The following is a 26,491-nucleotide window of genomic DNA, read 5'->3' on the forward strand; positions in this document are numbered from 1 at the left end:
CCGGCCCTTCGCCCGCCGGGCGCCAGGGCCCTGGACCCGCCGGGCGAGAGTGGGGATGGGCCACGGCCCGTCCGCCTCTAGGGCAGTAGGGCAGTAGGTGTCTATTCAGCCGACAGCTTGCGGATCAGAAGCCGCAAGAGCTTTCCTACGCTCTCGCTGTGGGGCATCAATGACTCGACCGCCTCGCGAGCGGTAATTCCAACCCTTTGCGCGATTAAAAGGTGTGTCTCCAGTTCCTTGAGTGATCCCTGGGCGATCCTGAGAAACTGCTGGTAGGAAGCTCGGCTTTCTCGGCCGTAACCCTCGGCGATGTTGGCGGGCACCGACGTTGCTGCCCGACGCACCTGACCCGTCAGCCCGTAGATCTCGTCTTTCGGCCAAGTCCTTGTCACCTGGTAGATTGCAACTGTTAGGTCCATGGCTTGCTGCCAAACGATCAGATCCCTGTACGATGCGATCTTGTCCGTCATCCTTGCCCTACTGCCCTACTGCCATATTGACCTACTCCCCTACTCCCCTACTACACATTCAGCAGCAAATACTCCCTCTCCCACGGGCTGATCACTTCCATGAAGGTTTCGAATTCCGCTCGCTTGATCGCCGCATAGGTGGCGGCAAATGACTTGCCGAGCAGCGCGCCGAGTTCTTCGTCTGCCTCGAACAGGTCGACGGCTTCGAGCAGGCTGCGCGGCAGGTCGATCTGGTCCTCGTTGGCGGTCGTCAGAACCGGCGGCTCGGCCTTGATCTTGTTGGTCATGCCGATCAGTCCGCAGGCAAGCGATGCCGCCAGCGCCAGATAGGGGTTGGCGTCGGAGGAGGGGATGCGGTTTTCGACGCGCCGCGCCGCCGGGTCGGAGCGGGGCACGCGGAAGGCCGTGGTGCGGTTGTCGTAGCCCCATTTGTTGTTGACCGGCGCCGAGGCCGACTGCGTCAGCCGCCGGTAGGAATTGACATAGGGCGCAAACATTACCAGCGCGTTGGGCACATGTTTCTGCATGCCGCCGATGAAGTGGAAGAAGGCGTCGGTCTCCGAGCCGTCCTCCGCCGAAAAGACGTTCTTGCCGGTCTTCTTGTCGATGATCGACTGATGGATATGCATGGCCGAACCGGGCTGCCCTTGGATCGGCTTGGCCATAAACGTGGCGTAGATCTCGTGCTTGAGCGCCGCCTCGCGGATGGTTCGCTTGAACATGAACACCTGATCGGCGAGCTCGATCGGATCGCCGTGACGCAGATTGATTTCGAGCTGGCCGGCGCCCTCCTCGTGGATCAGCGTGTCGATCTCCAGGCCCTGGCTTTCGGAGAAATGGTAGATGTCGTCGATCAATTCGTCGAATTCGTTAACCCCGGCGATCGAATAGCCGGCGCCGCCGCCGATCGGCCGCCCCGATCGACCTACCGGCGGGGTCAGCGGATAGTCCGGATCGGGGTTCTTGCGCACCAGGTAGAACTCGATCTCGGGTGCCACGACCGGCCTCAGTCCACGCTTGTCATAGGCGGCAAGCACGCGCTTCAGCACGTTGCGCGGCGTGAACTCGACCGAGCGGCCGTCCTGATGGACAAGGTCGCAGATAACCGCCGCAGTAGGGTCCTCCTCCCACGGCACCACCGTCAGCGTCGAGAGGTCAGGCATCAGCTTGAGGTCGCCGTCGTCCTCCGGATAGTGGAAGCCGTTGCCGTCCTCCGGATAGCCGCCGGAAATCGTTGTCATGAACACCGCCGAAGGCAGCGCCAGCGAGGTGTTGGAGGTGAACTTCTTCGATGGCATCATCTTGCCGCGCGCAACCCCGGCCTGGTCGGGTGTGATGCATTCGATATCTTCGATGCCGCGCCATTCCAGCCAGGCGCTGACTTCCTTCCAGTTCTTGACGCCACGTTGGTTTTTCACGAAGGCAGGCGTGCGGGCGCGTCCTCCGCGGCTCGACGGACGGACTTCCTTTTTTGCAGGCGGCATCAATCACCAGATTTGTTGCAGATTGTGGAGTATAGCCGTTGCCGGCGACGAAAGGGAAGGGGAGCCGGCTGGCGTCCGCCTCGACTAGCCGGGGAAACACAACGACTTCCGGATAAAAACATCCTGGTCTAGGGTCGGCGTCCCGCAACGCCGCAATTGAAGACGTCGAATGCAACACAGCCGCAAACTGACAACGATCGGCTTCGATGCCGACGACACGCTGTGGCAGAACGAACAGTTCTTCCGCATGACCGAGCAGCGCCTCTCCGCGCTGCTCGCCGACCACGCCGAGGAGGATCGGATTTCGGCAAGATTGCTGGAGGCCGAGAAGCGCAACCTCGCGGTCTACGGCTTCGGCATCAAGGGATTTACGCTGTCGATGATCGAGACGGCGATCGAGGTCACCGAAGGCCAGGTGCCTGCCTCAACCATTGCTGAAATTCTCGCCGCGGGCCGCGAGATGCTCAGCCATCCGATCGAGCCGCTTCCCCATGCGCGCGAGACCGTGGAAAAGCTGGCCGGCGCTTACCGCCTGGTGCTGATCACCAAGGGTGACCTGTTCGACCAGGAACGCAAGCTCGCGCAATCCGGCCTTGGCGAGCTGTTTGATGCCGTCGAGATCGTCAGCGACAAGAGCGCGGCCACCTATACCCGCATCTTCAGCCGCCACGGCGACGGCCCGGAAAAGGGCATGATGGTCGGCAACTCGCTCAAGTCGGACGTCGTGCCGGCCATCGAAGCCGGCAGTTGGGGCATCCACGTTCCGCATGAGCTCACCTGGGTGCTGGAACATGTCGAGCCGCCGGTCTCGGCACCGCGCTTTCGCCAGATAGCCAATCTCGGTGAACTGCCGGGCTTGATCGAGCATATTGGCGAGATTGATTGATCAGGTCTGCAGCCGAGGCATCGCGGTAGGCGTCAGGTGCGGCCGACCCCGACCAGCCGGTCGATCACCGGCTGCAGCCGTTCGGTGGTGATCGGCTTGACGACCACTGCATCGATGACGCTGGACAGGCCCAGGCTCTCCGGCGTGCCGGTCTTGACGGAAAGCAGGATCACCGACGGAAGCGATCTGCCTGACGCCCTTCGCAGTGCATCGATACCCGACAGCAAGGCGTCGCAGTCCCCATTCTCCGCACCGCCGTCGAGAACGACAGTGCCGGGAATCAGCGCATGCAAGGCCTTTGCCGCGGTTTCGGGAGTTTCCGAGATCGGTTTGAGGCCGGACCGCTCGACGATCTTTGAAACCACGACGCGGTTGATCGGTGATTTTCCGACCACCAGCACCCGCGAGAAATCCGGGAGCATCCGCGTCTCCATGTCCCGGCTGACGAAAGGCAGCTGTTTTGCAGTCTCGATATCGCGATTCGCTGGGCACATGGCGGGGCAGGCCGTTGTTCAATGTTTCAATGCAGGGTTGAAATTCGAGAGGTAATTGGCGTGAGATAACTGCTCATGTCAAGCTCAAATGGCGTATCAGGAGAATATCTCAAGAAACATTAAAATTAAAATTAAGTGCTTTTCTTTGCCGCCGCCCGAAGAAGAAGTTGCCACCACAACCGGGCAGGCTCAGCTAAGTTTGGCTTTGCAGCGCGAACGCACCAACTACGCAGCCGTAGCCGGGTTGACGTAAGGTTGGACGAAGGCGAGTCAGGCCTATCGCGAGCTTGTCGTATCGCCTCGCCGGACTACCCTTCCTCGTTGGCTAAGCACGTCTCTTTGACCGACGGGAGATGACGATGGAACTCGTGACTCACAAGAAATTCAAAAATGGCCGGTTGATGCCATGGGGAAAGGGTACGGCCGTTACCGGCGCAAAGGGGTTTGTCTACCTTTCCGGAAACACCGCGACGGCCGAGGACTACGATCCGATCGGCAAAAGCGGCGGCGGCGCGGTCGGCGGTGCGGCCGCGCAGTGGCGCGCAATTCTCACCAACATCAAATCAGATCTGGAGGAGCTTGGCACTGCGCTCGAGCATCTCATCAGGCTGACCTTCTTTGTTAAGGGGCCATTTCCCGATGGCGGCGTTCTGAGCTCTCCCAATTTTCGCCTGGACGTCTTGGACGAATTCTTTGCCGAGCACTGCCCGAAGCACTGCAGCTACAACAACCCGCCGCCCTCGGAAGTTATCGGCGTTGCAGCGCTTGCCCAGCCTGATCTTGTTATTGAAATCGTTGCACTAGCGGCTCTGCCGGACTAGGCAGAGCCGCGGCGTGCGGGGTGCGATAACATGCGCTCAAAAAACGCGCGGTGCGGTAGAATTCATCAGTCGTGGCTCCGTTGCGTGACGATGACCGGGATCAGCAGATCGCCCCAGTTGCCGTCGCCGCCATGGTGCCGTGCCGAGCGCACCAGTTCGACCGAGACGCCGGCCTCGACCGCCTTCATCACCGACTGATTGAGCCTGTGCAGATCGTTCGCCAGCATGCGGATGGTCGCCTGCTGGTCGACATTCATGCTGGTGGCCTGCTCTTCGGCCCGTTCCTTGACGCGGCTTATCGATGCCATTGGTCTTCTCCCTGTGCTGCCATGCCTGTTGTGTTGCCATGCCCGCTTGGGCGTTCCCTCTGTTTGTCTGCTGTTCCGCTATTCCGCCGCCGGCCTGAACTGGGCGTGCTCGGTCGATCCATGCATGGCCGTGGTCGAAGAACGGCCACCGGTGATCGCCATCGAGACGGCGTCGAAATAGCCGGTGCCGACCTCGCGCTGGTGCTTGGTGGCGGTGTAGCCATTGGCTTCCGCGGCGAATTCCGCCTCCTGCAGTTCCGAATAGGCTGCCATCTGCCGCTCCTTGTAGCCGCGAGCGAGCTCGAACATGCCGAAATTGAGCTGGTGGAAGCCGGCCAGCGTAATGAACTGGAACTTGTAGCCCATGGCGCCGAGTTCCTTCTGGAACTTCGCTATCGTCGCGTCGTCGAGATTCTTCTTCCAGTTGAAAGACGGCGAGCAATTATAGGCAAGCAGCTTGCCTGGATGATGCTTGCGCACACCCTCGGCAAACGTCCTGGCCTGCGCCAGATCTGGCCTGGAAGTCTCACACCAGATCAGGTCCGCATAGGGCGCATAGGCGACGGCGCGGGCGATGCAGGGCTCGATGCCGTTGCTGACATGGTAGAAGCCCTCCGCAGTGCGGCCGGCGCCATAATCGACGAAAGGCCGGTCGCGTTCGTCGATGTCGGAGGTCAAGAGCTTCGCCGCTTCAGCGTCGGTGCGCGCCACGACCAGCGTCGGCGTGCCCATGACGTCGGCGGCAAGGCGCGCCGCGTTGAGGTTGCGGATGTGTGCGGCGGTCGGGATCAGTACCTTGCCGCCGAGATGGCCGCATTTCTTCTCCGAAGCCAGCTGGTCCTCGTAATGGACGCCGGCCGCACCCGCCTCGATGAACGCCTTCATGATCTCGAAGGCGTTGAGCGGCCCGCCGAAGCCGGCTTCCGCGTCGGCGACGATCGGCGCGAACCAGGTGTCGACCGACAGCCCGTTGCCTTCCGAAGTCTCGATCTGGTCGGCGCGCTGTAAGGTGCGGTTTATGCGCTTGACCAGTTCGGGCGCGGCATTTGCGGGATAAAGCGACTGGTCCGGGTACATGGCGGAAGCGGTGTTGGCATCGGCGGCGACCTGCCATCCTGACAGATAGATCGCTTTCAGCCCGGCCCGCACCTGCTGCATCGCCTGGTTGCCCGACATGGCACCCAGCGCGTTGACGAAATCCTCTTCATGGATGAGCTGCCACAGCCGGTTTGCCCCCATTTCGGCGAGGCTCTGCCGGATCTGCACCGAGCCGCGCAGCCGCTTCACGTCGTCCGGCGAATAGGGCCTTTCGATGCCATCAAAGCGGCCTTGCGGCGCCGACGGGACGAGGTTGTAAAAGTCGGTCATTGATCACTCCAGGCGGTTTTGATGCCGGTTTAGGAAGGCGTCGCAGAGGGAAAATATGTGCGCCATATGTGTGACACCATTTACACGTCGGCACGACGCAAGCGAGGCAAACCTCCAGGTTAGCCAGAAAATAAGAGAAAACCTGTGTTGTGTTTGACGGATGAGAGCTGTAAATTTGTCATGATTGTAAAACGCCGCCATGCCATCAGCGGATGTAAATTTCTGTCAAGGGCAGTCGATTGGCCGACCACAAAATCTTTGCCGGGCCGCGCATTCGTCGCATCCGCAACGCCAAGGGGCTGACCCAGACGGCGATGGCCGAAGGGCTCGGCATCTCGCCGTCCTATCTCAATCTCATCGAGCGCAACCAGCGGCCGCTGACGGTGCAACTGATCCTGAGGCTGGCAACCGTCTACAAGGTCGACCCACATGAATTGCAGGGCGAGGCGAGGGGGTCGGTCGCCGATTTGAAGGAAGTGTTTTCAGATCCGTTGCTGGCCGGCGAACTGCCGGGCGACCAGGAACTCATCGAGCTTGCCGAGGCGGCGCCCAACGCTTCCACCGCTGTCATAAAGCTGTTTCGCGCCTATCGCGAGCAGGCCGAGCGATTGTCGGATATCAACGAGCTGCTCGCGCGTGAGGGCAAGGCCACCGCCCTCTCCGGTGCCAGGCTACCGATCGACGAGGTGCATGAGATTTTCGAACGCCGGCCGAACCATTTTGCCGCGCTCGAAGAGGAAGCCGAGGCATTCACGTCGGTGCTCGATCCCGGCGACGATCTGTTCAGTGCGTTGAAGGCCTGGCTGCGGCGTGAATTCGGCATCGTCGTCAAGGTACTGCCGGTCGCCACGATGCCCAACTGGCGGCGTCGCTATGACCGTCACTCGCAGCGCCTGTTCCTGTCCGAGCGGCTGTCGCCATTCGATCAAGTGCGCGAGGTGGCGATGGAGGCCTGCCTGATCCGCATGAGCGTCGCTGTCGCCGCCGAGATCCAGGTGCTGAAGCTGACCACGGACGAAGCCCGCCGGCTGGCGCGTTTCGAGCTCGGCCGCTATGCCGCGCACGCTCTGATGATGCCTTATCAACCTTTTCGCGCCGCTGCGGTCCGTGCCCGCTATGACATCGACATGTTGCGGTCGCGCTTCGGCGTCTCTTTCGAGCAGGCGGCGAACCGGCTGACCACGCTGCAGCGGCCGGGTGCGTCGGGTGTGCCGTTCTTCATGCTCGAGGTCGACAGTGCCGGCAATCGGTTCCGCAAGGCGGGCAGCCACGGCTTTCCGCAAAGCCGCTTCGGCGGCGGCTGTCCGAAGCTGCCGGTCCATGCCGCCTTCGCCCAGCCCGGCCAGATCCTGGTCGAGGCAGTGGAAATGCCCGACGGTGCGGCGTTCCTCTGCATGGCCCGCACGCTCGAAGGGCCGCAGGGCTCGTTTGCCGAGCGCCCGCGGCGCACGGCGCTGTTGCTCGGCTGCGACATCGGTTTTCGCGACGAGGTCGTCTATGGAGCGGCATTGCCGGGGCCGGCCGCCATCGGCAAGACCGGACAGAGCGCCGCTGCGCTGGCGACGCCGGTCGGCCCTGCCTGCCGGCTGTGCGAACGCATCGGCTGCCTCGCCCGCGCCGAGCCACCCGTTACACGTCCGCTCGGCCTCGACGAGATGGTCACGGGACTGTCGGCGTTCGATTTCCAGTGATTCGGCTCCAGCAATATTGCGGCTGAATCTTCGACCAAAGGACCTCATCTGTTCCTGCGGCGGCAACCAGTAAGCTGGTTCGCGGTTGCCGGCCAAAATATTGGTTCAGCCAAAATATTGATTCAGCCGAATATTGATTCAGCATTGACGGTACGGTATCAAAAAAAAGAACTGCGCAACGGTCGGGGGATCAATCATGGGCAGGACAGTTTTTTGGCTTGGCTTGGCGCTCGCGTTTTCGGCCGATCCCGCATTGGCTGAAAAGTCCTCGGATTTCTTCAATTCCTATCAACACTACAATGATGCCGGCAAGGCGTTCCTGGACAAGATCGATCCGAAGACCGGCGCGATAAATCTTGCCGAAGGCATCCATCTCGACCTCAAGGACAAGTTCTATTTTCTGGACAAGAAGGACACGCTCTCCGTCCTCACCGAAGCCTGGGGCAATCCGCCCGACTCTGGTTCCGATGCCCTCGGCATGATCTTTCCAGTCTCCCATGATCCCATTGCCGACAACAATTGGGGGATAGAGCTGCGCTGGGAAAAGATCGGTTACGTCGACGACAGCGACGCCGCGTCCATCGATTACAATGAACTGCTGCGCAACATGCAGTCAGACACTCTGTCCGGCAACGATCAGAGGGTAAAGGATGGCTATGCGCCCATTACGCTGATCGGCTGGGCGTCGCCGCCGGTTTATGACGCGGCCCACAAGCGCCTGCACTGGGCCAAGGAGCTGCAATTTGGCAACGATGCCGCCCATACGCTCAACTACGACGTCCGTTTCCTTGGCAGGGAGGGCGTCTTCGTGATGAGCTATATCGCGACGGTGGAACAATTGCCGGAGATAAGGCAAAGCCTGGATGAGGTGCTTGGCCTCGCGGACTTCAATACCGGCAAGACATACGCCGATTTCGTGCCGGGCGTCGATACGGTTGCGGCGATTGGCGTCGGTGGCCTGATTGCCGGCAAGCTGGCGGCGAAAGCAGGTTTTCTGGTCGTGGCGCTGATCGCGCTGAAAAAGTTTGGCCTGCTCCTGCTGGTTCCGCTGGCCGGTCTCTGGCGTTTTATCCGCGGCAACAAGAGCACCTCGTAACGCATCATCGACAAGTCGCCTCGGATCATCGCCGGGCGAGGGGCGAGGCGCCCTCATCAGTGCGCCAAACGGAACATCGAACTGGATCACGCCCGGCCTTCTGCTTTGCGTTACGCGAATGAGGCACGTCTCTGTCGTCCATTGCACATCGTGCTGCTCCGAATTCGCCGACAGTCATACCCATGACCGATACCGCATCATCTCCGGTTGCCGCTTCGCCGATCGTGTCGCCGCAAGGCGAACGCGTCGGCTTCCTGCTGGTATTCCTGTCGGCGTTGATGTGGAGCTTCGGCGGCAGCATTGCGCGCTTCATCGACAACGCCGACAGCTGGACGGTGGTGTTCTGGCGCTCGGTCTGGGCCGCCGCCTTCCTGCTCTGCTTCATGGTCTGGCGCGATGGCTGGCGTGGCACGCTGAAGCTGTTTCGCGGCATGGGCCTGGCCGGCCTTGCGGTGGCGTTCTGCTTCGCCACGGCGTCGACCTCTTTCGTCGTGGCGCTTGCCTATACCACCGTCGCCAACATCCTGTTGATGCAGGCCGGCGTGCCGCTTCTGGCGGCGCTGTTTGCCTGGGCGCTGTTTCGCGAACGGGTGGCGGTGGCGACCTGGGTGGCGATCGCCGCCGTTATTGTCGGCGTCGCCATCATGGTGTCGGAATCGCTCGATGGCGCGGTGTCGCCAATCGGCGACGGGCTGGCGCTGCTCATCGCTGTCATGTTCTCGATCGCCACCGTCATCACGCGCCGCTTTGCCCATGTGCGCATGACGCCGGCGACCTGCCTCGGCACGATGCTGGCGGCCGCCTTTGCGGCATCGCAGGCGTCGGCGCTGGGCGTCTCCAGCCACGATATGGGCTTCCTCTTTGCCTTTGGCGTGATCAATCTGGGACTCGGTCTCGCCTTCTTCGCCACCGGTGCCCGGCTTGTTCCGGCCGCTGTGGCGGCGCTGCTCGGCACGTTCGAACCGATCCTTGGCCCGATCTGGGTCTGGCTCATTCATTCCGAGGTGCCGTCGGCGCGTACCATCGTCGGCGGTGCCGTCGTCGTCACCGCGCTCCTCGTCCATATCGGGCTCGAGTTCAAGCGCCAGACGCGGCCCGCGCGAGCGGGCGTCATCGGTGTGCCGTCACCTAATTGATGCAGTGCGCGCGTCAAAGCGAGATGAACCATTGACAACGTCGCAGCCGCGCGGGCAGGCTGCGATCACGGCAACAACAAGACAGGCGTATCTTGCCAAGTCTCCATGCCGGCCGCATCGAGGCCGGACAATATCGTCGTCTCCCTGCCCGCGCCGTAGCGAAAGCTTCCGACGGCGTCGGAACACCACCAACGCCACGCCAGGTCTTCGCTGTCGGCTCGCCGCCGAACCATAATGGCGCCGGCAATTCGCGCTTGTCGCCTGCCTGCAAGCCCAATACCTTGAAGCAAATGCCCAGCCGCGCGGACGCCGCGACGAGCTGGCGACGGAACACTCATCAAAGGAGAATAGCATGACCCGCAAAGCGCTCTGGCTTTCGGCGACTTCGGCGTTTCTGGCAGTTTTTACCTTTGGCGCGCATGCCGAGGATCGCGTCGTCAACGTCTTCAACTGGTCGGACTATATCGACAGTTCGATCATCGACGACTTCACCAAGGAAACCGGCATCAAGGTCGTCTACGACACTTTCGATTCCAACGAGATCCTGGAAACGAAACTGCTCGCCGGCGGCAGCGGCTACGATGTCGTCGTGCCCAGCGGCAATTTCCTTGCACGCCAGATCCAGGCGGGTGTGTTCCAGAAGCTCGACAAGTCGAAACTGCCGAACATTTCAAATATGTGGGACACGGTCATGGAACGGACCGCCAAATATGATCCCGGCAACGAATATTCGATCAACTACATGTGGGGTACGGTCGGCATCGGCTACAACATCAAGAAGGTGCAGGCAGCGCTCGGCACCGACAAGATCGACAGCTGGGACGTGTTCTTCAATCCCGAAAGCCTGGCCAAATTGAAGGACTGCGGCGTCTATGTACTGGATTCGCCGGCCGACATCATACCGGCGGCACTGAAATATCTGGGCCTCGATCCGAACAGCACGTCGCCCGATGAGATTGCCAAGGCCGAAGAAACCTTGCTGAAGGTCCGGCCCTATATCCGCAAGTTCCACTCCTCCGAATACATCAACGCCCTGGCCAATGGCGACATCTGCCTGGCGGTCGGCTGGTCGGGTGACGTCTTCCAGGCCCGCAACCGCGCGGACGAAGCCAAGCAGGGTGTCGAGATCGGCTACTCGGTGCCGAAGGAAGGTGCCCAGATGTGGTTCGACCAGATGGCGATCCCGGCCGGTGCAGCGCATGTCGCCGAAGCGCATGAGTTCCTGAACTACATGATGAAGCCCGAAGTGATCGCCAAATCGTCGAACTATGTGCTCTATGCCAACGGCAACAAGGCTTCGCAGCAGTTCATCGACAAGGCGATCCTGGAAGATCCGGCGATCTATCCGGATGCAGCCACCTTGCAGAAGCTCTACACCGTATCGCCTTACGATCCCAAGACCCAGCGCATCATCACCCGCACCTGGACCAAGATCGTCACCGGCCAATAGCAATCTGACCAGGCTCCGGCAGCCGTTGCCGGAGCCGCTTTCTCATGGGGCAAGCAGCAGGACGGAGTGGGACATGAAATCGCTTGGCAGCATCCGCAGGGATTTTGCGCCATGGAACGATCCGAACGCCAAGCCATACATCCAGTTCGACAACGTCACCAAGAAATTCGGTGAGTTCACAGCGGTCAACAACCTGTCGCTGACCATTTTCGAACGCGAATTCTTTGCCTTGCTGGGGGCCTCAGGCTGCGGGAAATCGACACTGCTCAGGATGCTTGCGGGCTTCGAGGAGCCGACCGCCGGCCGCATCCTGCTCGACGGCCAGGATCTGCGCGGCATTCCGCCCTACCGGCGGCCGGTCAACATGATGTTCCAGTCCTACGCCTTGTTTCCGCACATGACGGTCGAGAACAATATCGCCTTCGGCCTCAAGCAGGAAGGCATGGCCAAGGCCGACATCGACAAGCGCGTCGCCGAGATGCTGAAGCTGGTCAAGCTCGAGCAGTTCGCCAAGCGCAAACCGCACCAATTGTCGGGCGGCCAGCGCCAGCGCGTCGCACTCGCGCGCTCGGTGGCAAAGCGGCCGAAAGTCCTGCTGCTCGACGAGCCGCTTGGCGCGCTGGACAAGAAGCTGCGCGAGGAGACCCAGTTCGAGCTGATGGACCTGCAGCAGAACCTCGGCCTCACCTTCGTCGTCGTCACCCATGATCAGGAAGAGGCGATGACGATGGCCGACCGCATCGCCATCATCGACAAGGGCGAGGTGATGCAGGTGGCGACGCCGGCCGAGGTCTACGAAGCGCCGGGTTCCCGCTTCGTCGCCGGCTTCGTCGGCAATGTGAATATGTTCGACGGCAAGATCGCGGCTGGCGAGGCCGGCAGCGCGAGCATCGATGCCGGCAACGGCATCACCATCCGGACCGAAAATGCCGGCAGTGCCGCCGCCGGAACATCGGTTACCTTCGCCATCAGGCCGGAGAAGATAAAGGTGTCCTCCACGAAACCGGCCGGTGCCGTCAACGCCATCGAGGGCGAGGTCTACGATATAGCCTATCTCGGCGACATGACCGTCTATCACGTCAGGCTGGACGACGGTCAGGTGGTGCGGGCGAGCACCATGAACGCGGCACGCCTCACCGAGGACCCATTGACCTGGAACGACCGCGCCTGGGTTTCTTTCCGCCCCGACGCCGGCGTCGTCCTGACACGGTAGGGACTGATCATGTCCGCTGTCACCGCCGCAACAAGCTCTCCGGCAAGCGCTGCCGGCAAATCCGCCTTGGTCAGGCTGGGAGCCGCCTTCGTTAGCCAGCTCGTCATCATCATCCCCTACCTCTGGCTGCTGTTCTTCTTTCTCGTGCCTTTCATCATCGTCTTCAAGATTTCGCTGTCGCAGACTGCGATCGCCATGCCGCCCTACACGCCGGTGCTCGATTTCCGCAGCGGCATTTCCGGGTTTATCTCGGAATTCGGCGCGCTCAATTTCGACAACTATACCTGGCTGACGCAGGATGCGCTTTACTTCAATGCCTATGTGACGAGCGTCATCGTCGCCGCCATCTCGACGGTCCTGACATTGCTGGTCGGCTATCCCATAGCCTATGGCATGGCGCGCGCCCCAGCGACGATTCGCCCGACCTTGCTGATGCTGGTGATCCTGCCGTTCTGGACCTCGTTCCTGATCCGTGTCTACGCCTGGATCGGCATCCTTAAGCCCGAGGGCCTGCTCAACCAGCTGCTGCTCGCCACCGGCATCATCAGCCAACCGCTGATCATCCTCAACACCTATACGGCGATCTTCATCGGCATCGTCTACTCCTATCTGCCGTTCATGGTGCTGCCGCTCTATTCGTCCTTGGAGAAGATGGACCATTCTCTGATCGAGGCCGCCAAGGATCTCGGCTGTCCGCCGACCAGCGCCTTTTGGAAGATCACCTTCCCCCTGTCGCTGCCCGGCGTCATCGCTGGCTGCCTGCTGGTGTTCATTCCCGCCGTCGGCGAGTTCGTCATTCCCGACCTGCTCGGCGGCTCGCAGACGCTGATGATCGGCAGAACGCTGTGGAACGAGTTCTTCGCCAACCGTGACTGGCCGGTGTCCTCCGCCGTCGCCGTTATCTTGCTGCTGCTGCTGATCGTGCCGATCATGCTCTTCCAGCGAGCCCAGGCGCGCGCCCAGGAGCAGGACCAATGAACGCGACCTGGAGCCGCTTCAACATCATTTCGATCGTGCTCGGCTTTGCCTTTCTTTACCTGCCGATCGTCCTGCTCGTCGTGTTCTCTTTCAACGAATCGAAGCTGGTCACCGTCTGGGGTGGCTTCTCGACGAAATGGTACGTGTCGCTGTTCCACAACCGGGGTCTGATGGACGCCACCTGGGTGACGGCCCGCGTCGGCGTCATCTCGGCAAGCGTGGCGACCGTGCTCGGCACGCTGGCGGCGCTCACCTTGACACGCTACACGCGCTTTCGCGGCCGGCTGCTGTTTTCCGGCATGGTGTTTGCGCCGCTGGTCATGCCGGAAGTCATCACCGGCCTGTCGCTGCTGCTGCTCTTCGTCGCCGTCGGCCTCGACCGCGGCTTTCTGACGGTGACGCTTGCCCACACCACGCTGACCATGTGCTTCGTCGCGGTGGTGGTTCAGTCGCGCCTGATCACTTTCGATCGTTCGCTGGAAGAGGCCGCGATGGACCTCGGTGCGCCACCGGTGAAGACCTTCTTCCAGATCACGCTGCCGGTCATCATGCCGGCTATCGTCTCCGGCTGGATGCTGGCCTTCACGCTGTCGCTCGATGATTTGGTTATTGCCAGCTTCACCTCGGGACCCGGCGCCACGACGCTGCCGATGAAGATCTACAGCCAGGTCCGCCTTGGCGTGACGCCGGAAATCAACGCAGCCTGCACCATCTTGATCGCGGTCGTCGCAGTTGGCGTGATCATCGCTTCGCTCGCAAACAAACGCCGCGAGGTGCAGCGCCAGCGCGACGAGCAGGCCGCGCAGCGCGGTTGAAGCTGCTGCTGCTGCTTACTCTCCCGAAACGCCGCGGCTTATCGGCGAGATGAACGGCGTGCTCCACGTTCCGCCGACGAAGAAGGACGACTGATTGGGTCCCTGGCCGTTCGTCTGCGTGGCAGCCTGGCTCGGCTGGACGATGCCGCCGGACAGCGCCAGCCCGCGTCCGGCATAGGATGCGATGCCGGAAAGCCAGATCTTGTATTGCGCGGAATTCACCTCGGCCTTGTCGATGCGCGCCACGCCGTTCGAAATGCTCGCCTTGAGCTCGGCCCCGTCGATCGGCAGCGTTCCGTCCGAGACGTCCTCCAGCGCGAAGAATCCGCCCTGTTCGGTGTGCTTGAGGAACGCCGGCAGGTTAAGCCGGCTCAGCGCACCCGCGCCGAACGTCGCGGACAGCGAGCCATTGGCGTTTTCGAAAATCGAGTCCCAGGTTCTGCCAGGCCCTTTGAGGATGACCGAAACGGTTCCAGTGCCGATCGGCACCAGCCGCGTCATTCCGGCCGCGGTGCCGAAAGCGCCGCCGTCGATATCGGAAGCAAGCAGCCGGATCTCGACTTCCGTGCCGGCGGGCTTGCGGTCGAAACGGACGCTGCTCTGGACGTTGCCGCCAAAGGCGGATGCATCCGAGATGTCGAAGACGGCAAGGCCGTTCTTGACCTGGGCAGTGGCGGCGACGTCGGCAAGCTGGATGGCGCCGGCGGTGGCATGCGCCGCCGACAGCCTGAGATCGAGATTGATCCGGTCGGCGAAGCTCGTATCGATTTCGCCCGGGCCGGTGCCGCCGGCGGATGGTACCGGCGTAAAGGCGGAGAGAAATGATCTGAGGTCGAGCGTATCGAAGGCAAGTGTGCCGGAGATCACCGGCAGTGCCTCACCATAGGTGAAGTCCAGCGCACCCATTCCCGGGTTGTTGTCGAGGGTCAGGGCCGTGTTTTCAAATTTGACGCGCCCGGCCGTCGCCGTGATCTTGCTTGAAACCGAGATCGAGCCGATTGCGGCACCGGGCGCGATGCCGGCCTGCGACCATTCGAGCACGCGTCGGAGCGAAGGTGCGGCGAATTTCGCCTGGCCGTCGAAATAGCCGTTCTCCGACATGCTGGCGCGGCCGTCGAACGAAAAACTGGCCGGTGCCGCCTTGAAGGAAAATGTGGCCGGTGCTGTGCCGCCACCAAACAGCACGAGCGGGCTCGGCGATGCGGCGTCGATGGCAACACTTTCGCCGCGCCATATCCCGGTCGCCGACAGCGTCGCATTGCTGTTCATCGCGGCCCAGTTCGCCTGGCCGCTCAGGCTGCTCAATATCTCCTGGTCCTTGCCGCCGATGGCAGCCACTACGCGGCCGTCCCTGAACTCGACTGTGCCGAACGGATCTGTCGGCAGCTTGCCGAGATCCGGCTTGGCGGGATTTGTGTTGATCACCGCGCGGGCAGCATCGATCGAACGCGTAATGCGCCCGCCGCTAGGAATCGCAGGTAGGAAAAACCCGCTCGCGGTACGCTGAACCCGGATCGTCGGTCGTACCAGCCGCGCCGTCGAAAACACCACATCGCCACGCAGCGCCGCCATCGCTGAGAGGTCGACCTCGACCCGTTCGGCCTCGACCACGGGCGGCGCATCCGTCTCTGTCCATTGCGACAGCGTCACGTCGCTCAGGATCGCCCGGAAATTCGGCCAGACCTCGATGCGCGGCGCGCCGTCGATGGTGACCCGGAAACCGCTCCAGGCGCTCATTTCCCACGCGATACGGTCGCGTACGATGCGGGTCGAGGCGATCAACGGCAAGGCTGCGACAACCAGCGCGATGACGATGACGGCTGCGCCGATCGCCCATATTCCGCGTCGGATCAAAGGTGATGGCATATCGCCCCGTATGCTTCCATTCCGACAAAATCGCCCGACGGGTGTAACCGACGGCTGACGCATTTCAAGTCTTTATGGCCCGGCGATGGCATTTGCGCACACCCTGACCGGCGCGGTCCAACAAAATCTTGCTCTGCTGCATCGCGATATGCATAAGCGATGCAGCCTACGGAGAAACAATGATGGCTGACGACGCACCGCTCTGGATCCCGACGCAAGAGCAGATCGACGCGGCGCCGATGACCGCCTTCATGAACGCCGCGGCGAACATGGCCGGCAAGGTTTTCTCCTCCTATGCCGACCTGCATCGCTGGTCGATCGATGATCGCGAGACCTTCTGGAGCCTGGTCTGGGACTTTTGTGGCATCGTCGGCGACAAGGGCGAACGCGTGCTGGTCGATGGCGACAAGATGCCCGGCGCGACCTTCTTCCCTGATGCGAAGCTGAACTTCGCCGAGAATCTCCTGAAGAAAACCGGGCTTGGCGACGCAATCGTCTTTCGCGGCGAGGACAAGGTCGAGCGGCGGCTGTCCTGGAACGAGCTGCATGCGCTGACCTCGCGCCTGCAGCAGCTTTTCCTGTCGCTCAAGGTGAAGAAGGGCGACCGCATCGCCGCGATGATGCCCAACATGCCGGAGACGGTTGCTGCAATGCTGGCGGCCGCCTCGATCGGCGCGGTCTGGTCGTCCTGCTCCCCAGATTTCGGCGAGCAGGGGGTTCTCGACCGGTTCGGCCAGATCGAGCCTGTCGTGTTCATCGCGCCGGACGGCTACTGGTACAATGGCAAGGCGATCGAAGTCGCCGACAAGATCGCGGCGGTGGCGGACAAGCTCGCCACCGTCCGCAAAGTCCTCATTGTCGACTATCTCGGTACCTCGCTCGACGTCGCCGCGACCATCGGCAAGGCGGCTGCGCTGGAAGAGGCGCTGTCACCCTTTGGCGCAAGGCCTGTCGCCTACGAAAGGCTGCCGTTTTCGCATCCGCTGTACATCCTGTTTTCATCGGGCACGACCGGCATTCCCAAATGCATTGTCCATTCGGCCGGCGGAACGCTGATCCAGCACGTCAAGGAAGAACGGCTGCATGCCGGCCTGCTCGACGGCGACCGCTTCTTCTACTTCACCACCTGCGGCTGGATGATGTGGAACTGGCTGGTGTCGGGCCTGGCATCGGGCGCCACCTTGCTGCTCTACGACGGCTCGCCGTTCTACCCGGACGGCAATGCGCTGTTCGACTTCGCCGATGCCGAAAAGATGACCTATTTCGGCACCTCGGCCAAATTCATCGATTCCGTGCGCAAGGCCGGCCTGAAGCCGATCGGCACGCATGATCTTTCCAGCGTGCGCACCATCTCATCGACCGGCTCGCCGTTGTCGCCGGAAGATTTCCGCTTCGTCTATGAAGGCATCAAGAAGGACGTGCATCTGGCTTCGATTTCCGGCGGCACCGATATCGTCTCCTGCTTCGTGCTCGGCGTGCCGATCGAACCGGTATGGACCGGCGAGATCCAAGGGCCCGGGCTCGGCCTTGCCGTCGATGTCTGGGACGATGACGGCCGCCCGCTTCGTCAGGAGAAGGGCGAGCTCGTCTGCACCAAGGCGTTTCCGGCGATGCCGATCGGCTTCTGGAACGACCCTGACGGCAGGAAATACAAAGCCGCCTATTTCGAACGTTTCGACGATGTCTGGTGCCACGGCGATTTCGCCGAATGGACCGTCCATGGCGGCCTGATCATCCATGGCCGTTCCGACGCCACGCTCAATCCGGGCGGTGTCAGGATCGGCACGGCGGAGATCTACAATCAGGTCGAGCAGATGCCGGAAATCCTCGAAGCGCTGTGCATCGGCCAGGATTTCGACAATGACGTGCGTGTCGTGCTGTTCGTGCGGCTGGCGGCCGGCGTTGAGCTCGATGCCGAGCTGGAAAAACGCATCCGCGCGAAAATCCGCAGCGGGGCGAGCCCGCGCCACGTGCCGGCCAAGATCGTCGCCGTCAGCGATATTCCGCGCACCAAATCGGGCAAGATCACCGAGCTCGCGGTACGCGACATGGTGCATGGCCGCGCCATCAAGAACAAGGAAGCGCTCGCCAATCCCGAAGCGCTCGAGCTGTTCCGCAACCTGCCGCAGCTTGCCGACTGACCCCGGGATCCAAGGTAGGAGCTGTTTTGAGGTCTCCGGTATCGTTAACAAATTATCTCTTCGGAATTTACCTAGATTTCATGAGTGGTACACATTGGTAAATTTTCCGGCGTGCCGGTAAGGATTTGTTAAGGCCCGGCATCAATAGTCGTGCGTAACTTGAGGGAGAAATCCCGTTCCTCTTAGCCCCGAGAGGATCTGATTCGCTCAAGCCCCGTTGTGACAGCAATCCTATCATTCAAGGCGTCCTGTTGGACGCCTTTTTTCTTTGCGCAACCATAGCTAACCGGCGAGCACGCGGGTCGAGGGAAAGGCGACTTCGACCAAGGTTCCCTCGCCGGGCGTCGAGTTGATGGTGAACCGGGCCCGGTTCGCTTCGACCATCGCCTTGGTCAGCGGCAGCCCAAGACCCGTGCCGTCGCCACGGCCGCGCTTCAGCGCATTGATCTGCTTGAACGGCTTCAGCGCCTGCTCGATCTCGGACTGGCTCATGCCGATGCCGGTATCGCGCACGCGCATGACGACATCGCCGGAGATCTCGTAAGCCGTCGACACGATCACCTGGCCGCCAGCCTGCGTGTAGCGGACGGCGTTCGACAGGATGTTGAGCGCGATCTGCCGCACGCTGCGCAGATCGGCCACCACTTCCGGCAGCCGCGAGGCGAAGCTGGAGCGGATGATGACGCGTTCCCGGTTGGCCTGCGGCTGCATCATCGCCACGGTTTCGGCCAGCGTGTCGTTAAGCGACACCGCCTCATAGGCCATCTCCTGCTGGCCGGCCTCGATTTTCGAAATGTCGAGCAGGTCGTTGACCAGATCGAGCACGTGGTTGCCCGAACGGTTGATGTCGCGCAGATAGTCGCGATAGCGGTCATTGGCCACCGGCCCGAATTTCTCGTCGACCATCAGCTCGGAAAAGCCGATTATGGCGTTGAGCGGCGTGCGGATCTCGTGGCTGATGCGGGCCAGAAAATCGGTCTTCTGCGACGAGGCGCGTTCGGCGACCGCGCGCGCCTGGGTCAAGTCCTCTTCGGCCCGCTTCCACTGGGTGATATCGCGCACCACCGCACAGAAGCCGCTGTCGTTGGGCAGCCTGCCGATGGTCATGAACAGCGGAATGAAACGCCCCTGCGCCTCGCGCCCGATCACCTCGCGGCCATCGTTCATCACGCTTGCAACGCCGGGCTCCGACAACCCCTCGAGATAGTCACGCGCCGCGCGCTGGCTTTCGATCGCAAACAGCGAGACGAACGGTTTGCCGGTCACCTCGTCGCTGTCGAAGCCGAACAGCGCTTCCGCCGGACGGCTAATTGAACGGATCGTTCCGTTACGGCCGATCAGCACGACGCCGTCGGTGGCGGTGTCGATGATAGTGCGCATTTCGGCAATGCGTGCCTTGAGCTCGGAAACATCCGGCTGCGTTTGGTCTTCGGCGGCGCCATGTGGAATGGCTGCTGCCTCGTCGTCGCCGGAACGACGTACGACCAGCATCAGCGCCTTGCCGTTTCCCCAGGGCACGGAGCGTAAAATCGCATCGATCGGAAACTCCTGACCTTCGCGCGTTTTCAGCCGCAGAGCGCGGTCGCCGCCGTCCGAACTGCCGTCGTCGGCATAAGGGTCGGCAAACAGCGCGCCGAGCCCGCCGGCCTCGTCCAGGGCATTGAGCGTCGCATAGCCGGTCAATCCGAGGAATTCGTCGTTCGCGTAATGCAGCTGGTCGCCGGAATGGATAAGCACCGGCACTGGCAGCTTGCCGAGGATCGAGGTATCCGGCCCCTTGTTGTCCTCTCCGGCAAACGCCGACGGCACGAAGCCGTCGAGTTTGAGCGGTGGTGCCTGCGGCCGCTCGACGGGCGGCACCAGGCCGGCAGCGTCGGCTGCGGCTGCGCTGTCCTCGGACCAATCCTCGCTGTCCTCGGCGTCACGGAAATCTTCGGCCGTCATGCTGTCGTCGTCGCCATCCCGCGGCGCTTCGGCGACGATCGTTCGACCGTCCGTGCTGGGCTCAACGCCTTCCTGCGCTTCATCGCTGGGTTCGCGGTCGGCATAGTCGAGCAGCGATCCGGAAACAGGGCGTGTGACGGGTTCGCCGGCTTGCGCCTCTGCTACCGCCTCATCCGGCTGCTCGCCGTCGAGCCGGGCAAGATCCTTCTGGTCTTCGGCATCGGCCTCGGGCGGTTCGACGGCAGCCGCCCCGCTTTCCGGACTTTGCGCCGGCATCTCACCCTTGTCCGCCAGCCCGGCTTCTTTCAGCTTTGGCTCGTCGGCCTTGCCGGCTGCCTCGACTTTCTCAACCGGCTTCTGCTTTCCGGCGCTGGGCTGTTCTTCGGCCGGGGTGCTGTCCTTCTTGAGACGCTCGCCAATCTCGCGAAACGCGCTGCGTTCCAGCGTCGACAGGCCCTTGTCGTTGGCCGGCTGCCGGTGCTCGGCCAGCCGGATCACCTTGTCGGCAAAGCGCCGCTCGGGTTTTGGCACGATGGTCAATGCCGGCACTTCGCCCCTGAACGGATCGGCGGATTTAGGTGTCTCGGGGAGAGGTTCGACGGCTTTCGGCCCGATGGTCGCGGCAGGTTTCTCCTCGGCGACAAGGGCCATGCCGACGGCATCCGGATCGACCACCGCATCGCCGCTCCTGGCCACGCCGAAACCGCGAAAACCTTCGAAAACGCGGCTGCGGCTGTAAACCGGGAGCGCCGCCAGATCGACGGGTATCTTCAGATCGGTGCCGGCGACCGGCCACAGCACAGAGCGGCCGGACCAAGTGTCGCGCCGTTCGAGCAGGCCGGCGATCTCGCCTGAAGCATCGAGGCGATAGGCGGCCGAAACGTCCTCGAAGCGGCGGCCGATCACGTCGGCGGCAGGCTTGCCGACGAGCTCGGCAAATTCCGGCGAAAGGGCGCTGAAGTGGCCCTCCGCGTCGGTACGCCAGACGAAACGCATGGGCGCGGCGGTGCGATCGATCGCCGAAGCGCGGTGTTCGGCCGGCGAGGCGGCTTTGGTGGCTTTTGTGGCGCTTTCCGGCGAAGTATCCGCGCCGGCCTGCGAAGCGTCCGGGCTGGTCTCGACTTTGCCGGACGCAGCTGCGCCGGGCGGGACCTGCGCGTCGTCGCCGGCATTGAAGTACCAATGGTCATGCTGCGTCGGCGCTTCGCCAACCGTGCGGTGATCGTCGGCCGCGTCGGCAGGTTCGTGCTCCGCCGATGCCGAGGTGCCTTCCATCGCTGCAAGGTCGATCTCCGCCGCGCCGGTGCTGGCGATTGGCTGCTCGTTGTCCTGGTCCGCTGGCTGGGGGAGATCGCCACCGCTCAGTGCCGTTGCCGCCTCGGTTTCCCCGCCGGCGCGCTCGCCACCGGGAGCCTCGCCGTCAAGCCGGTCCTCGTCGATCACCACCAGCAGGTGCCGCTCTTCCGTCAGCCGGGCAAGGCCCGCGGGATAGGAGCTGGACCCACCCGGAACCAGGCGCTTGACGATGCGGTCGCTCTCGTTCGCCACGTCGGCGACAAGCGCGGCCAGCGTCTCAGGCCGGATGCCGAGCGCCGAAAAGCCGTCCGATGCGGCGTCGATATTGCCCTTGGCATCGACAAAGGCGATGTAGTGGCCGTCTTCCGTAAAGCCACCGATGGCGCGGTCGGCGATCTCGGCCGCGCTGCGCGAGCCGGTCTGCGCCGCCGGCAAGGCCAGCATGATGGCTTCCTCGCCATCGGGCATGGTCACTGCGCTGGCCAGGAAGCCGACCGCGCGGCTGGTCAGGCCGGTCGCCAGCCGGACCGTGATGGCACGGTCGCGGCCGATCTGCGGAAAACCGCTGGTTGCCATGATCTGGCGCCGGGTGATCAGCGGCAACCCTGCCGAGGCGCCGATGATAGCCCCGATGTCCGGATAGCCGAATACCGCCGCGCCGGGCCCGTTGGCCCAGATCACCTGCTCGAGATCTGCCGACAGAATGGCGATCGCGTCGCCTGCGGCGAAGCGCAGGCGGACGGCGTCGAGCACGGCAACGTCAAGGAAGGAGTAGTTTTCAGCCGGCATGCGCTTGGCGACCCTCACAGAGCGGGCAATTTGCGGTTAACGCTTTGTTAATAAAAGCCGACGGCGCGAAGGTCCACAAGTCATAGCGTGCAACCAGCGGAATCTCTAGGCGCGTGGTTAACGCCGCGAACCAAATATTTTATGGTGCGATGCAACAAACATGTTGCAATGCACAAAATTTGCCTTTATATTGCCATGATAGATGAACGAGACGGCATTTTGTCAAAGCCGCTGCCGCTGAAAAGGATGGAAAATGTCCAGGACCAAGACCGCTGAAACGATCGAAAACGTTGAATTCCCGAGCTTCGACGCTTCGAAGGCCACCGACCAGATCCGTGCCTTCGCCGAAAAGGGCGTTGAGCAGTCGAAAGAGGCCTACGCCAAGCTGAAGACCGGCGCCGAGGAGACCCAGAAGGCTCTGGAGTCGACCTACGAGACCGCCAAGTCCGTTTCCAGCGACCTGTCGCTCAAGACCATCGCCGCCCTGCGCGCCAATGCCGAAGCCGGCTTCTCGCATTTCGAAGCGCTGATCGGCGCCAAGTCGCTGTCGGAAGTCGTCGAGTTGCAGACCGCTTTCCTGCGCAAGCGCGTCGAAATGACCGTCGAGCAGGCTAAGGACTTCCAGGCGGTTGCTGCCAAGGCGGCCGAGGACGTATCCAAGCCGATCAAGACCGCCTTCGAGAAGGCCGTGAAAGAAATCAAGATCGCCTAATATTTGCGCACAGTTTGACGATGCATCAAAAGGTCGCATTTCGTCAGACAAATAGATGTGCGATATAATGGTTTAAGTGAATACCCGGCGGGTGGAACCTCCTCCCTCTGCCCACCGGGGTGACCAGCCAGCACCTCCTCCCGCTGGCTCGTAACAGGAAAAGGCCGGCACCTCCTCCCGCCGGCCTTTTCTTTTGTCCGGCGGAAAATGACTCGATGCCGGAGCGAGCTTTTGCCTTGCCAAAAGCCTTGAATTAAACTCCGATAGCCCGTATGGACGCATCGCCGAACGACAGAGCGGGTCCCGAACGTTTCATCTCGATCCCGCTCAGGCAAACGTGCCGTTGTAGCTCAGATGGTTAGAGCGCCGGATTGTGGATCCGGAGGTCGCTGGTTCGATCCCAGCCAACGGTACCATTCAGCTTTCAGCCAGGTTTCTGACCAATAGCGCCGAGCGTTCACTACGATCCCGTAGCGCTCACCCGCGGTCCCGCGCCTGACGCGCGCCGCGCAGGTGATCCACGAGGGCTCTCAGCTTCGGCGCGATATTTCGTCGGCTTGGGAAATAGAGATAGAAACCCGCAAACGGCGGAAGATAGCCGTCGAGGATTGGCACGAGCTCGCCGCGGTCGAGCCAGGGGCGGAATGTATCGGCCATGCCGAACGTGATCCCGGCGCCCGCAACGGCCAGCCGGATCATCAGCCACATGTCGTTGGTCGTGATCTCGGGCGCGACTGCCACGTCGAACTCGCGCCCGTCCTCGCCGAACTCCCAGCGATAGGGCGAAACTCCCGGCGCCGGCCGCCAGCCGATACAGCGATGAGCCACAAGCTCACGCGGATGGGCGGGTGCTCCGAACTTTTCGAGATAGCGCGGGGCGCAGACGGCCATCTGTCGCTGATCGCCCGATACCGGCACGGCAATCATGTCCTGCTCGATCACTTCGCCGAGCCTCACTCCCGCATCATAGCCTTCGGCAACGATGTCGAATTCCTCGTCGGTGACCACAATATCCAGATGCACCTCGGGAAATCTTTCTGCAAAGGACGCCAGCAACGGTCCTGACAGAAAGGCCTCGGCGATCGACGAAACCGCGATCCGCAGGCGGCCGCGCGGGCGGTCCAGCAACTCCGTGGTGGCTTCGATTGCCGCGTTCACGTCGGCGATCGCCGGTGCGACGCTCGCCAGCAGGCGCTCGCCCGCTTCGGTCAGGTTGACGCTGCGTGTCGTGCGCTGCAGCAATGCGATGCCAAGGCGCTGTTCAAGCCTGAGGATGCTCTGGCTGACCGCTGAGCGCGTCACGCCCAACCGGTCTGCCGCAGCGCGAAAATTGCGTTCCTCGGCCACGGTGACGAAGACGGCAATTGAATTGAGATCGATGTCCATTGGTTAGCCAAACTTACCATAGAGATTAACGGCGGGCGGCTTATCGCGACAATGCCATGGCTCTATCTCTGTCGCAACGGCAAGAAAGGCTTGATCCCCCGATCCAGGTCGATGCCGGCTGACCAAGGAGATACCCCATGACATCACTGCCTTCCTCCTGGAACCTAGATGGAAAGGTCGCTCTCGTGACCGGCGCGGCACGCGGAATCGGTCGTTGCACGGCGGAGCTGCTGCGTGCGCGCGGGGCCCGGATCGTGGCAAGCGATCTCAGCGACAGCGTACGCGAATTGGAAGCCGAGGATGTGGCAACGCTGGTCGGCGATGTCGCCGACGAGGACCTGGCCAGACGCTCGGTCGAACTCGCCGCGAAGCGCTTCGGACGACTGGATATCGTCGTGAACAACGCCGGTCGCACGCTCAACAAACGACTGACTGAGACCTCGGTCCACGACTATGACCGCATTCTGCAGATCAACGCGCGCGGCAGCTTCGTCACTGCCCGTGCCGCTGTGGAACTGATGGCCGCCGGCGGTGGCGGCGCGATCGTCAATGTCTCGTCGATCTCGGCGGTTGCGGCCTTCGAGACGCAGGCGGCCTATGCCTCGTCCAAGGCGGCTGTCGCACAGCTGACCAAGGTGATCGCGATCGAATACGGGCGCATGGGCATTCGCTGCAACGCCGTTGCCCCTGGCGTGATCGAAACCGACATCATGGAAGGCGTGGTGGAGAATGGCCGGGAGATGCTGCGCAGCTTCGGCGGCGCGCATCCAATCGGCCGGATCGGCCAGCCGCAAGAAGTTGCCGAGGCCATCGCCTTTCTTGCCTCGCCGGCGTCCAGCTTCATCACCGGGGCCTTGCTTCTGGTCGATGGCGGCTACACCGCCCAGTGAGCCCCCCAATAGGGCCGGCGCGCCGCGGGAGCTCACCCGCACCCAATCCCTTCACATCGTGAAAATAATCACAGCCAAAAGGATCATCTCGATGACCATGAACAGAGTTGTTCTGATCACCGGTGCCTCCAGCGGCATCGGCGCTGGCATTGCCCGCGAGCTTGGCGCGGCAGGTGCGAAGCTGATGCTCGGCGCACGCCGCACCGACCGCCTTGAAGCGCTTGCGGCCGAAATCGAGGCATCTGGTGGAACGGTTCGCGTGCGAGCGCTCGACGTCACCAGGAGGGCGGATGTCGCAGCATTCGCCGACGCAGCCCGGGCCGAATGGGGCCAGGTCGATGTCATCGTCAACAATGCGGGCGTCATGCCGCTGTCGGCCATGGCAGCCATGAAGGTCGACGAGTGGGAGCTGATGGTGGACGTCAACATCAAGGGTGTTCTGTACGGCGTCGCGGCGGTTCTGCCCGAGATGACGGCACGCGGCTCCGGTCACATCATCAATATCGGTTCCATTGGCGCACTGGCCGTCTCGCCCACGGCTGCCGTCTATTGCGCAACGAAATACGCTGTCCGCGCGATTTCCGATGGGCTCCGCCAGGAGAGTGACGATATCCGCGTAACCTGCATTCATCCTGGCGTGGTGGAAAGCGAGCTGGCGAACACGATCTCCGACGAAGCCGCTGCCGCCGCCATGAAAACCTGGCGTGCTATTGCCCTGCAACCCGATGCCATCGCCAGGGCAGTGCGCTATGCAATCGAACAGCCCGACGATGTCGACGTCAACGAGATAGTCGTGCGTCCGACGAAGGCGGCGCATTGATGCGATCCACTTTGGCCGCAGTGCTTACGGGTATTGCCGTTGCTGTAGCTCCAACCGGCCTGACCCTTCCTGCAACTCCAATCCTTGCGGAGGAACCAATGACGCACCAAGATCATCCCTATGTCGGAATGTGGGTCACCGAGGATCGCCATATCAGGCACGAACTCCTGCCGAACGGCCGTTATGACGAAGCGCGCGGTGACCGCGAAAGCGCCTACCGGGGACGCTATGACGTGCACGGCAACCACATAGAATACTGGGACGATGCGGGCTTCACCGCGGATGGTGAGTTCGTCGAAGGCGTCCTCTATCATGCCGGCATGATCCTTTACCGCCAGCGGTAGAGAGCCACCCTAGACAAGCACTTCAGGGTTCCACAAGATGCTATTGCACGCCTTGCATGAGGCGCTCGGCAGTTTGCACCGCAAGCCTCGCCA

The 26,491-nt window shown here is 62.2% G+C and carries 22 protein-coding genes and 1 tRNA gene; 15 read left to right on the forward strand and 8 right to left on the reverse strand.

The window, feature by feature from the left end:
* Window positions 1–101 precede the first annotated feature (101 nt).
* Together NKH90_RS26250 and NKH90_RS26255 are read right to left on the reverse strand one after the other, a co-directional pair.
* Window positions 102–470, reverse strand: a complete 369-nt coding sequence (locus NKH90_RS26250) for a four helix bundle protein (RefSeq protein WP_352821890.1) — start codon at window positions 468–470, stop codon at window positions 102–104.
* A 50-nt stretch (window positions 471–520) separates the two neighbouring features.
* The gene (locus tag NKH90_RS26255) at window positions 521–1,954 is read right to left on the reverse strand and encodes a glutamine synthetase family protein (protein ID WP_023677442.1); all 1,434 of its coding nucleotides are present in this window, start codon (window positions 1,952–1,954) and stop codon (window positions 521–523) included.
* A gap of 169 nt (window positions 1,955–2,123) precedes the next feature.
* Here NKH90_RS26255 and NKH90_RS26260 point away from each other — a divergent pair, with 169 nt between their 5' ends.
* Entirely contained in the window at window positions 2,124–2,840 is a 717-nt protein-coding gene (locus tag NKH90_RS26260; protein WP_352541759.1) for an HAD family hydrolase, read from the forward strand.
* 32 nt (window positions 2,841–2,872) lie between these two features.
* On the opposite strand, the gene NKH90_RS26265 is transcribed toward NKH90_RS26260, so the two are convergent.
* A complete protein-coding gene (locus tag NKH90_RS26265; RefSeq protein ID WP_352502068.1) occupies window positions 2,873–3,262 on the reverse strand; it encodes an ANTAR domain-containing protein in 390 nt (129 codons plus the stop codon).
* Between the two features lie 425 nt (window positions 3,263–3,687).
* On the opposite strand from NKH90_RS26265, the gene NKH90_RS26270 reads away from it, so the two are divergent.
* A complete protein-coding gene (locus NKH90_RS26270; RefSeq protein WP_352821894.1) occupies window positions 3,688–4,155 on the forward strand; it encodes a RidA family protein in 468 nt (155 codons plus the stop codon).
* A gap of 65 nt (window positions 4,156–4,220) precedes the next feature.
* Here NKH90_RS26270 and NKH90_RS26275 read toward each other — a convergent pair whose 3' ends face one another.
* The gene (locus NKH90_RS26275; RefSeq protein ID WP_023719402.1) at window positions 4,221–4,463 is read right to left on the reverse strand and encodes an SMc00767 family acetate metabolism repressor; all 243 of its coding nucleotides are present in this window, start codon (window positions 4,461–4,463) and stop codon (window positions 4,221–4,223) included.
* A 78-nt stretch (window positions 4,464–4,541) separates the two neighbouring features.
* Window positions 4,542–5,831: an isocitrate lyase gene (aceA, locus tag NKH90_RS26280; protein ID WP_352821897.1), complete on the reverse strand. Its 1,290-nt coding sequence runs from the start codon at window positions 5,829–5,831 to the stop codon at window positions 4,542–4,544.
* Between the two features lie 239 nt (window positions 5,832–6,070).
* Between aceA and NKH90_RS26285 the strand changes: the two genes are divergently transcribed.
* The 7 genes from NKH90_RS26285 to NKH90_RS26315 all read left to right on the forward strand — a co-directional run bounded on the left by NKH90_RS26285 (window position 6,071) and on the right by NKH90_RS26315 (window position 14,210).
* On the forward strand, window positions 6,071–7,522 hold the full coding sequence (locus NKH90_RS26285; protein ID WP_352821900.1) for a helix-turn-helix domain-containing protein: 1,452 nt from the start codon (window positions 6,071–6,073) through the stop codon (window positions 7,520–7,522).
* Window positions 7,523–7,718: 196 nt separating this feature from the next.
* A complete protein-coding gene (locus NKH90_RS26290) occupies window positions 7,719–8,618 on the forward strand; it encodes a DUF2167 domain-containing protein (protein ID WP_352821902.1) in 900 nt (299 codons plus the stop codon).
* A 182-nt stretch (window positions 8,619–8,800) separates the two neighbouring features.
* Complete coding sequence (locus tag NKH90_RS26295; RefSeq protein ID WP_352680813.1) at window positions 8,801–9,754, forward strand: DMT family transporter; 954 nt, start codon at window positions 8,801–8,803, stop codon at window positions 9,752–9,754.
* A gap of 352 nt (window positions 9,755–10,106) precedes the next feature.
* Window positions 10,107–11,204, forward strand: coding sequence for a polyamine ABC transporter substrate-binding protein (locus NKH90_RS26300; RefSeq protein ID WP_352472707.1), 1,098 nt, complete (start codon window positions 10,107–10,109; stop codon window positions 11,202–11,204).
* 73 nt (window positions 11,205–11,277) lie between these two features.
* Window positions 11,278–12,417: an ABC transporter ATP-binding protein gene (locus NKH90_RS26305; protein WP_023677452.1), complete on the forward strand. Its 1,140-nt coding sequence runs from the start codon at window positions 11,278–11,280 to the stop codon at window positions 12,415–12,417.
* Window positions 12,418–12,426: 9 nt separating this feature from the next.
* Complete coding sequence (locus NKH90_RS26310; RefSeq protein ID WP_352502073.1) at window positions 12,427–13,395, forward strand: ABC transporter permease subunit; 969 nt, start codon at window positions 12,427–12,429, stop codon at window positions 13,393–13,395.
* The gene (locus NKH90_RS26315; RefSeq protein WP_023677454.1) at window positions 13,392–14,210 is read left to right on the forward strand and encodes an ABC transporter permease; all 819 of its coding nucleotides are present in this window, start codon (window positions 13,392–13,394) and stop codon (window positions 14,208–14,210) included. Before NKH90_RS26310 ends, NKH90_RS26315 begins: the two co-directional genes overlap by 4 nt.
* Window positions 14,211–14,225: 15 nt before the next feature.
* On the opposite strand, the gene NKH90_RS26320 is transcribed toward NKH90_RS26315, so the two are convergent.
* Complete coding sequence (locus NKH90_RS26320; RefSeq protein ID WP_352821905.1) at window positions 14,226–16,076, reverse strand: AsmA family protein; 1,851 nt, start codon at window positions 16,074–16,076, stop codon at window positions 14,226–14,228.
* A gap of 182 nt (window positions 16,077–16,258) precedes the next feature.
* On the opposite strand from NKH90_RS26320, the gene NKH90_RS26325 reads away from it, so the two are divergent.
* The gene (locus NKH90_RS26325; protein WP_352821908.1) at window positions 16,259–18,217 is read left to right on the forward strand and encodes an acetoacetate--CoA ligase; all 1,959 of its coding nucleotides are present in this window, start codon (window positions 16,259–16,261) and stop codon (window positions 18,215–18,217) included.
* A 282-nt stretch (window positions 18,218–18,499) separates the two neighbouring features.
* On the opposite strand, the gene NKH90_RS26330 is transcribed toward NKH90_RS26325, so the two are convergent.
* Window positions 18,500–22,246 (reverse strand): PAS domain S-box protein, encoded by a 3,747-nt coding sequence (locus NKH90_RS26330; protein WP_352821911.1) that lies wholly within the window; start codon window positions 22,244–22,246, stop codon window positions 18,500–18,502.
* Between the two features lie 253 nt (window positions 22,247–22,499).
* Here NKH90_RS26330 and NKH90_RS26335 point away from each other — a divergent pair, with 253 nt between their 5' ends.
* A complete protein-coding gene (locus NKH90_RS26335) occupies window positions 22,500–22,958 on the forward strand; it encodes a phasin (protein ID WP_254819298.1) in 459 nt (152 codons plus the stop codon).
* A 339-nt stretch (window positions 22,959–23,297) separates the two neighbouring features.
* Window positions 23,298–23,374 (forward strand) — tRNA-His (locus NKH90_RS26340).
* A gap of 61 nt (window positions 23,375–23,435) precedes the next feature.
* Here NKH90_RS26340 and NKH90_RS26345 read toward each other — a convergent pair.
* A complete protein-coding gene (locus tag NKH90_RS26345) occupies window positions 23,436–24,344 on the reverse strand; it encodes a LysR family transcriptional regulator (protein WP_352821914.1) in 909 nt (302 codons plus the stop codon).
* Between the two features lie 137 nt (window positions 24,345–24,481).
* Here NKH90_RS26345 and NKH90_RS26350 point away from each other — a divergent pair, with 137 nt between their 5' ends.
* The 3 genes from NKH90_RS26350 (at window position 24,482) to NKH90_RS26360 (ending at window position 26,398) form a co-directional block, all read left to right on the forward strand.
* The gene (locus tag NKH90_RS26350) at window positions 24,482–25,234 is read left to right on the forward strand and encodes an SDR family NAD(P)-dependent oxidoreductase (RefSeq protein WP_352821917.1); all 753 of its coding nucleotides are present in this window, start codon (window positions 24,482–24,484) and stop codon (window positions 25,232–25,234) included.
* A 91-nt stretch (window positions 25,235–25,325) separates the two neighbouring features.
* Complete coding sequence (locus tag NKH90_RS26355; RefSeq protein ID WP_352821919.1) at window positions 25,326–26,054, forward strand: SDR family oxidoreductase; 729 nt, start codon at window positions 25,326–25,328, stop codon at window positions 26,052–26,054.
* Complete coding sequence (locus tag NKH90_RS26360; protein ID WP_352502079.1) at window positions 26,054–26,398, forward strand: Atu4866 domain-containing protein; 345 nt, start codon at window positions 26,054–26,056, stop codon at window positions 26,396–26,398. Before NKH90_RS26355 ends, NKH90_RS26360 begins: the two co-directional genes overlap by 1 nt.
* The last annotated feature ends 93 nt before the right edge of the window (window positions 26,399–26,491 follow it).

Source organism: Mesorhizobium sp. M0898, from assembly GCF_040319695.1.
GTDB lineage: Bacteria > Pseudomonadota > Alphaproteobacteria > Rhizobiales > Rhizobiaceae > Mesorhizobium.

Excerpts from the sequence above, each read along its gene's own strand:
- NKH90_RS26350 (WP_352821917.1), top strand. The coding sequence starts at position 24,482 with ATGACATCACTGCCTTCCTCCTGGAACCTAGATGGAAAGGTCGCTCTC.
- NKH90_RS26320 (WP_352821905.1), bottom strand. The coding sequence starts at position 16,076 with ATGCCATCACCTTTGATCCGACGCGGAATATGGGCGATCGGCGCAGCC.
- NKH90_RS26310 (WP_352502073.1), top strand. The coding sequence starts at position 12,427 with ATGTCCGCTGTCACCGCCGCAACAAGCTCTCCGGCAAGCGCTGCCGGC.
- NKH90_RS26360 (WP_352502079.1), top strand. The coding sequence starts at position 26,054 with ATGCGATCCACTTTGGCCGCAGTGCTTACGGGTATTGCCGTTGCTGTA.
- NKH90_RS26290 (WP_352821902.1), top strand. The coding sequence starts at position 7,719 with ATGGGCAGGACAGTTTTTTGGCTTGGCTTGGCGCTCGCGTTTTCGGCC.
- NKH90_RS26345 (WP_352821914.1), bottom strand. The coding sequence starts at position 24,344 with ATGGACATCGATCTCAATTCAATTGCCGTCTTCGTCACCGTGGCCGAG.
- NKH90_RS26260 (WP_352541759.1), top strand. The coding sequence starts at position 2,124 with ATGCAACACAGCCGCAAACTGACAACGATCGGCTTCGATGCCGACGAC.
- aceA (WP_352821897.1), bottom strand. The coding sequence starts at position 5,831 with ATGACCGACTTTTACAACCTCGTCCCGTCGGCGCCGCAAGGCCGCTTT.
- NKH90_RS26270 (WP_352821894.1), top strand. The coding sequence starts at position 3,688 with ATGACGATGGAACTCGTGACTCACAAGAAATTCAAAAATGGCCGGTTG.
- NKH90_RS26355 (WP_352821919.1), top strand. The coding sequence starts at position 25,326 with ATGACCATGAACAGAGTTGTTCTGATCACCGGTGCCTCCAGCGGCATC.
- NKH90_RS26300 (WP_352472707.1), top strand. The coding sequence starts at position 10,107 with ATGACCCGCAAAGCGCTCTGGCTTTCGGCGACTTCGGCGTTTCTGGCA.
- NKH90_RS26330 (WP_352821911.1), bottom strand. The coding sequence starts at position 22,246 with ATGCCGGCTGAAAACTACTCCTTCCTTGACGTTGCCGTGCTCGACGCC.
- NKH90_RS26295 (WP_352680813.1), top strand. The coding sequence starts at position 8,801 with ATGACCGATACCGCATCATCTCCGGTTGCCGCTTCGCCGATCGTGTCG.
- NKH90_RS26275 (WP_023719402.1), bottom strand. The coding sequence starts at position 4,463 with ATGGCATCGATAAGCCGCGTCAAGGAACGGGCCGAAGAGCAGGCCACC.
- NKH90_RS26335 (WP_254819298.1), top strand. The coding sequence starts at position 22,500 with ATGTCCAGGACCAAGACCGCTGAAACGATCGAAAACGTTGAATTCCCG.
- NKH90_RS26255 (WP_023677442.1), bottom strand. The coding sequence starts at position 1,954 with ATGCCGCCTGCAAAAAAGGAAGTCCGTCCGTCGAGCCGCGGAGGACGC.
- NKH90_RS26305 (WP_023677452.1), top strand. The coding sequence starts at position 11,278 with ATGAAATCGCTTGGCAGCATCCGCAGGGATTTTGCGCCATGGAACGAT.
- NKH90_RS26250 (WP_352821890.1), bottom strand. The coding sequence starts at position 470 with ATGACGGACAAGATCGCATCGTACAGGGATCTGATCGTTTGGCAGCAA.
- NKH90_RS26325 (WP_352821908.1), top strand. The coding sequence starts at position 16,259 with ATGGCTGACGACGCACCGCTCTGGATCCCGACGCAAGAGCAGATCGAC.
- NKH90_RS26315 (WP_023677454.1), top strand. The coding sequence starts at position 13,392 with ATGAACGCGACCTGGAGCCGCTTCAACATCATTTCGATCGTGCTCGGC.
- NKH90_RS26265 (WP_352502068.1), bottom strand. The coding sequence starts at position 3,262 with ATGCTCCCGGATTTCTCGCGGGTGCTGGTGGTCGGAAAATCACCGATC.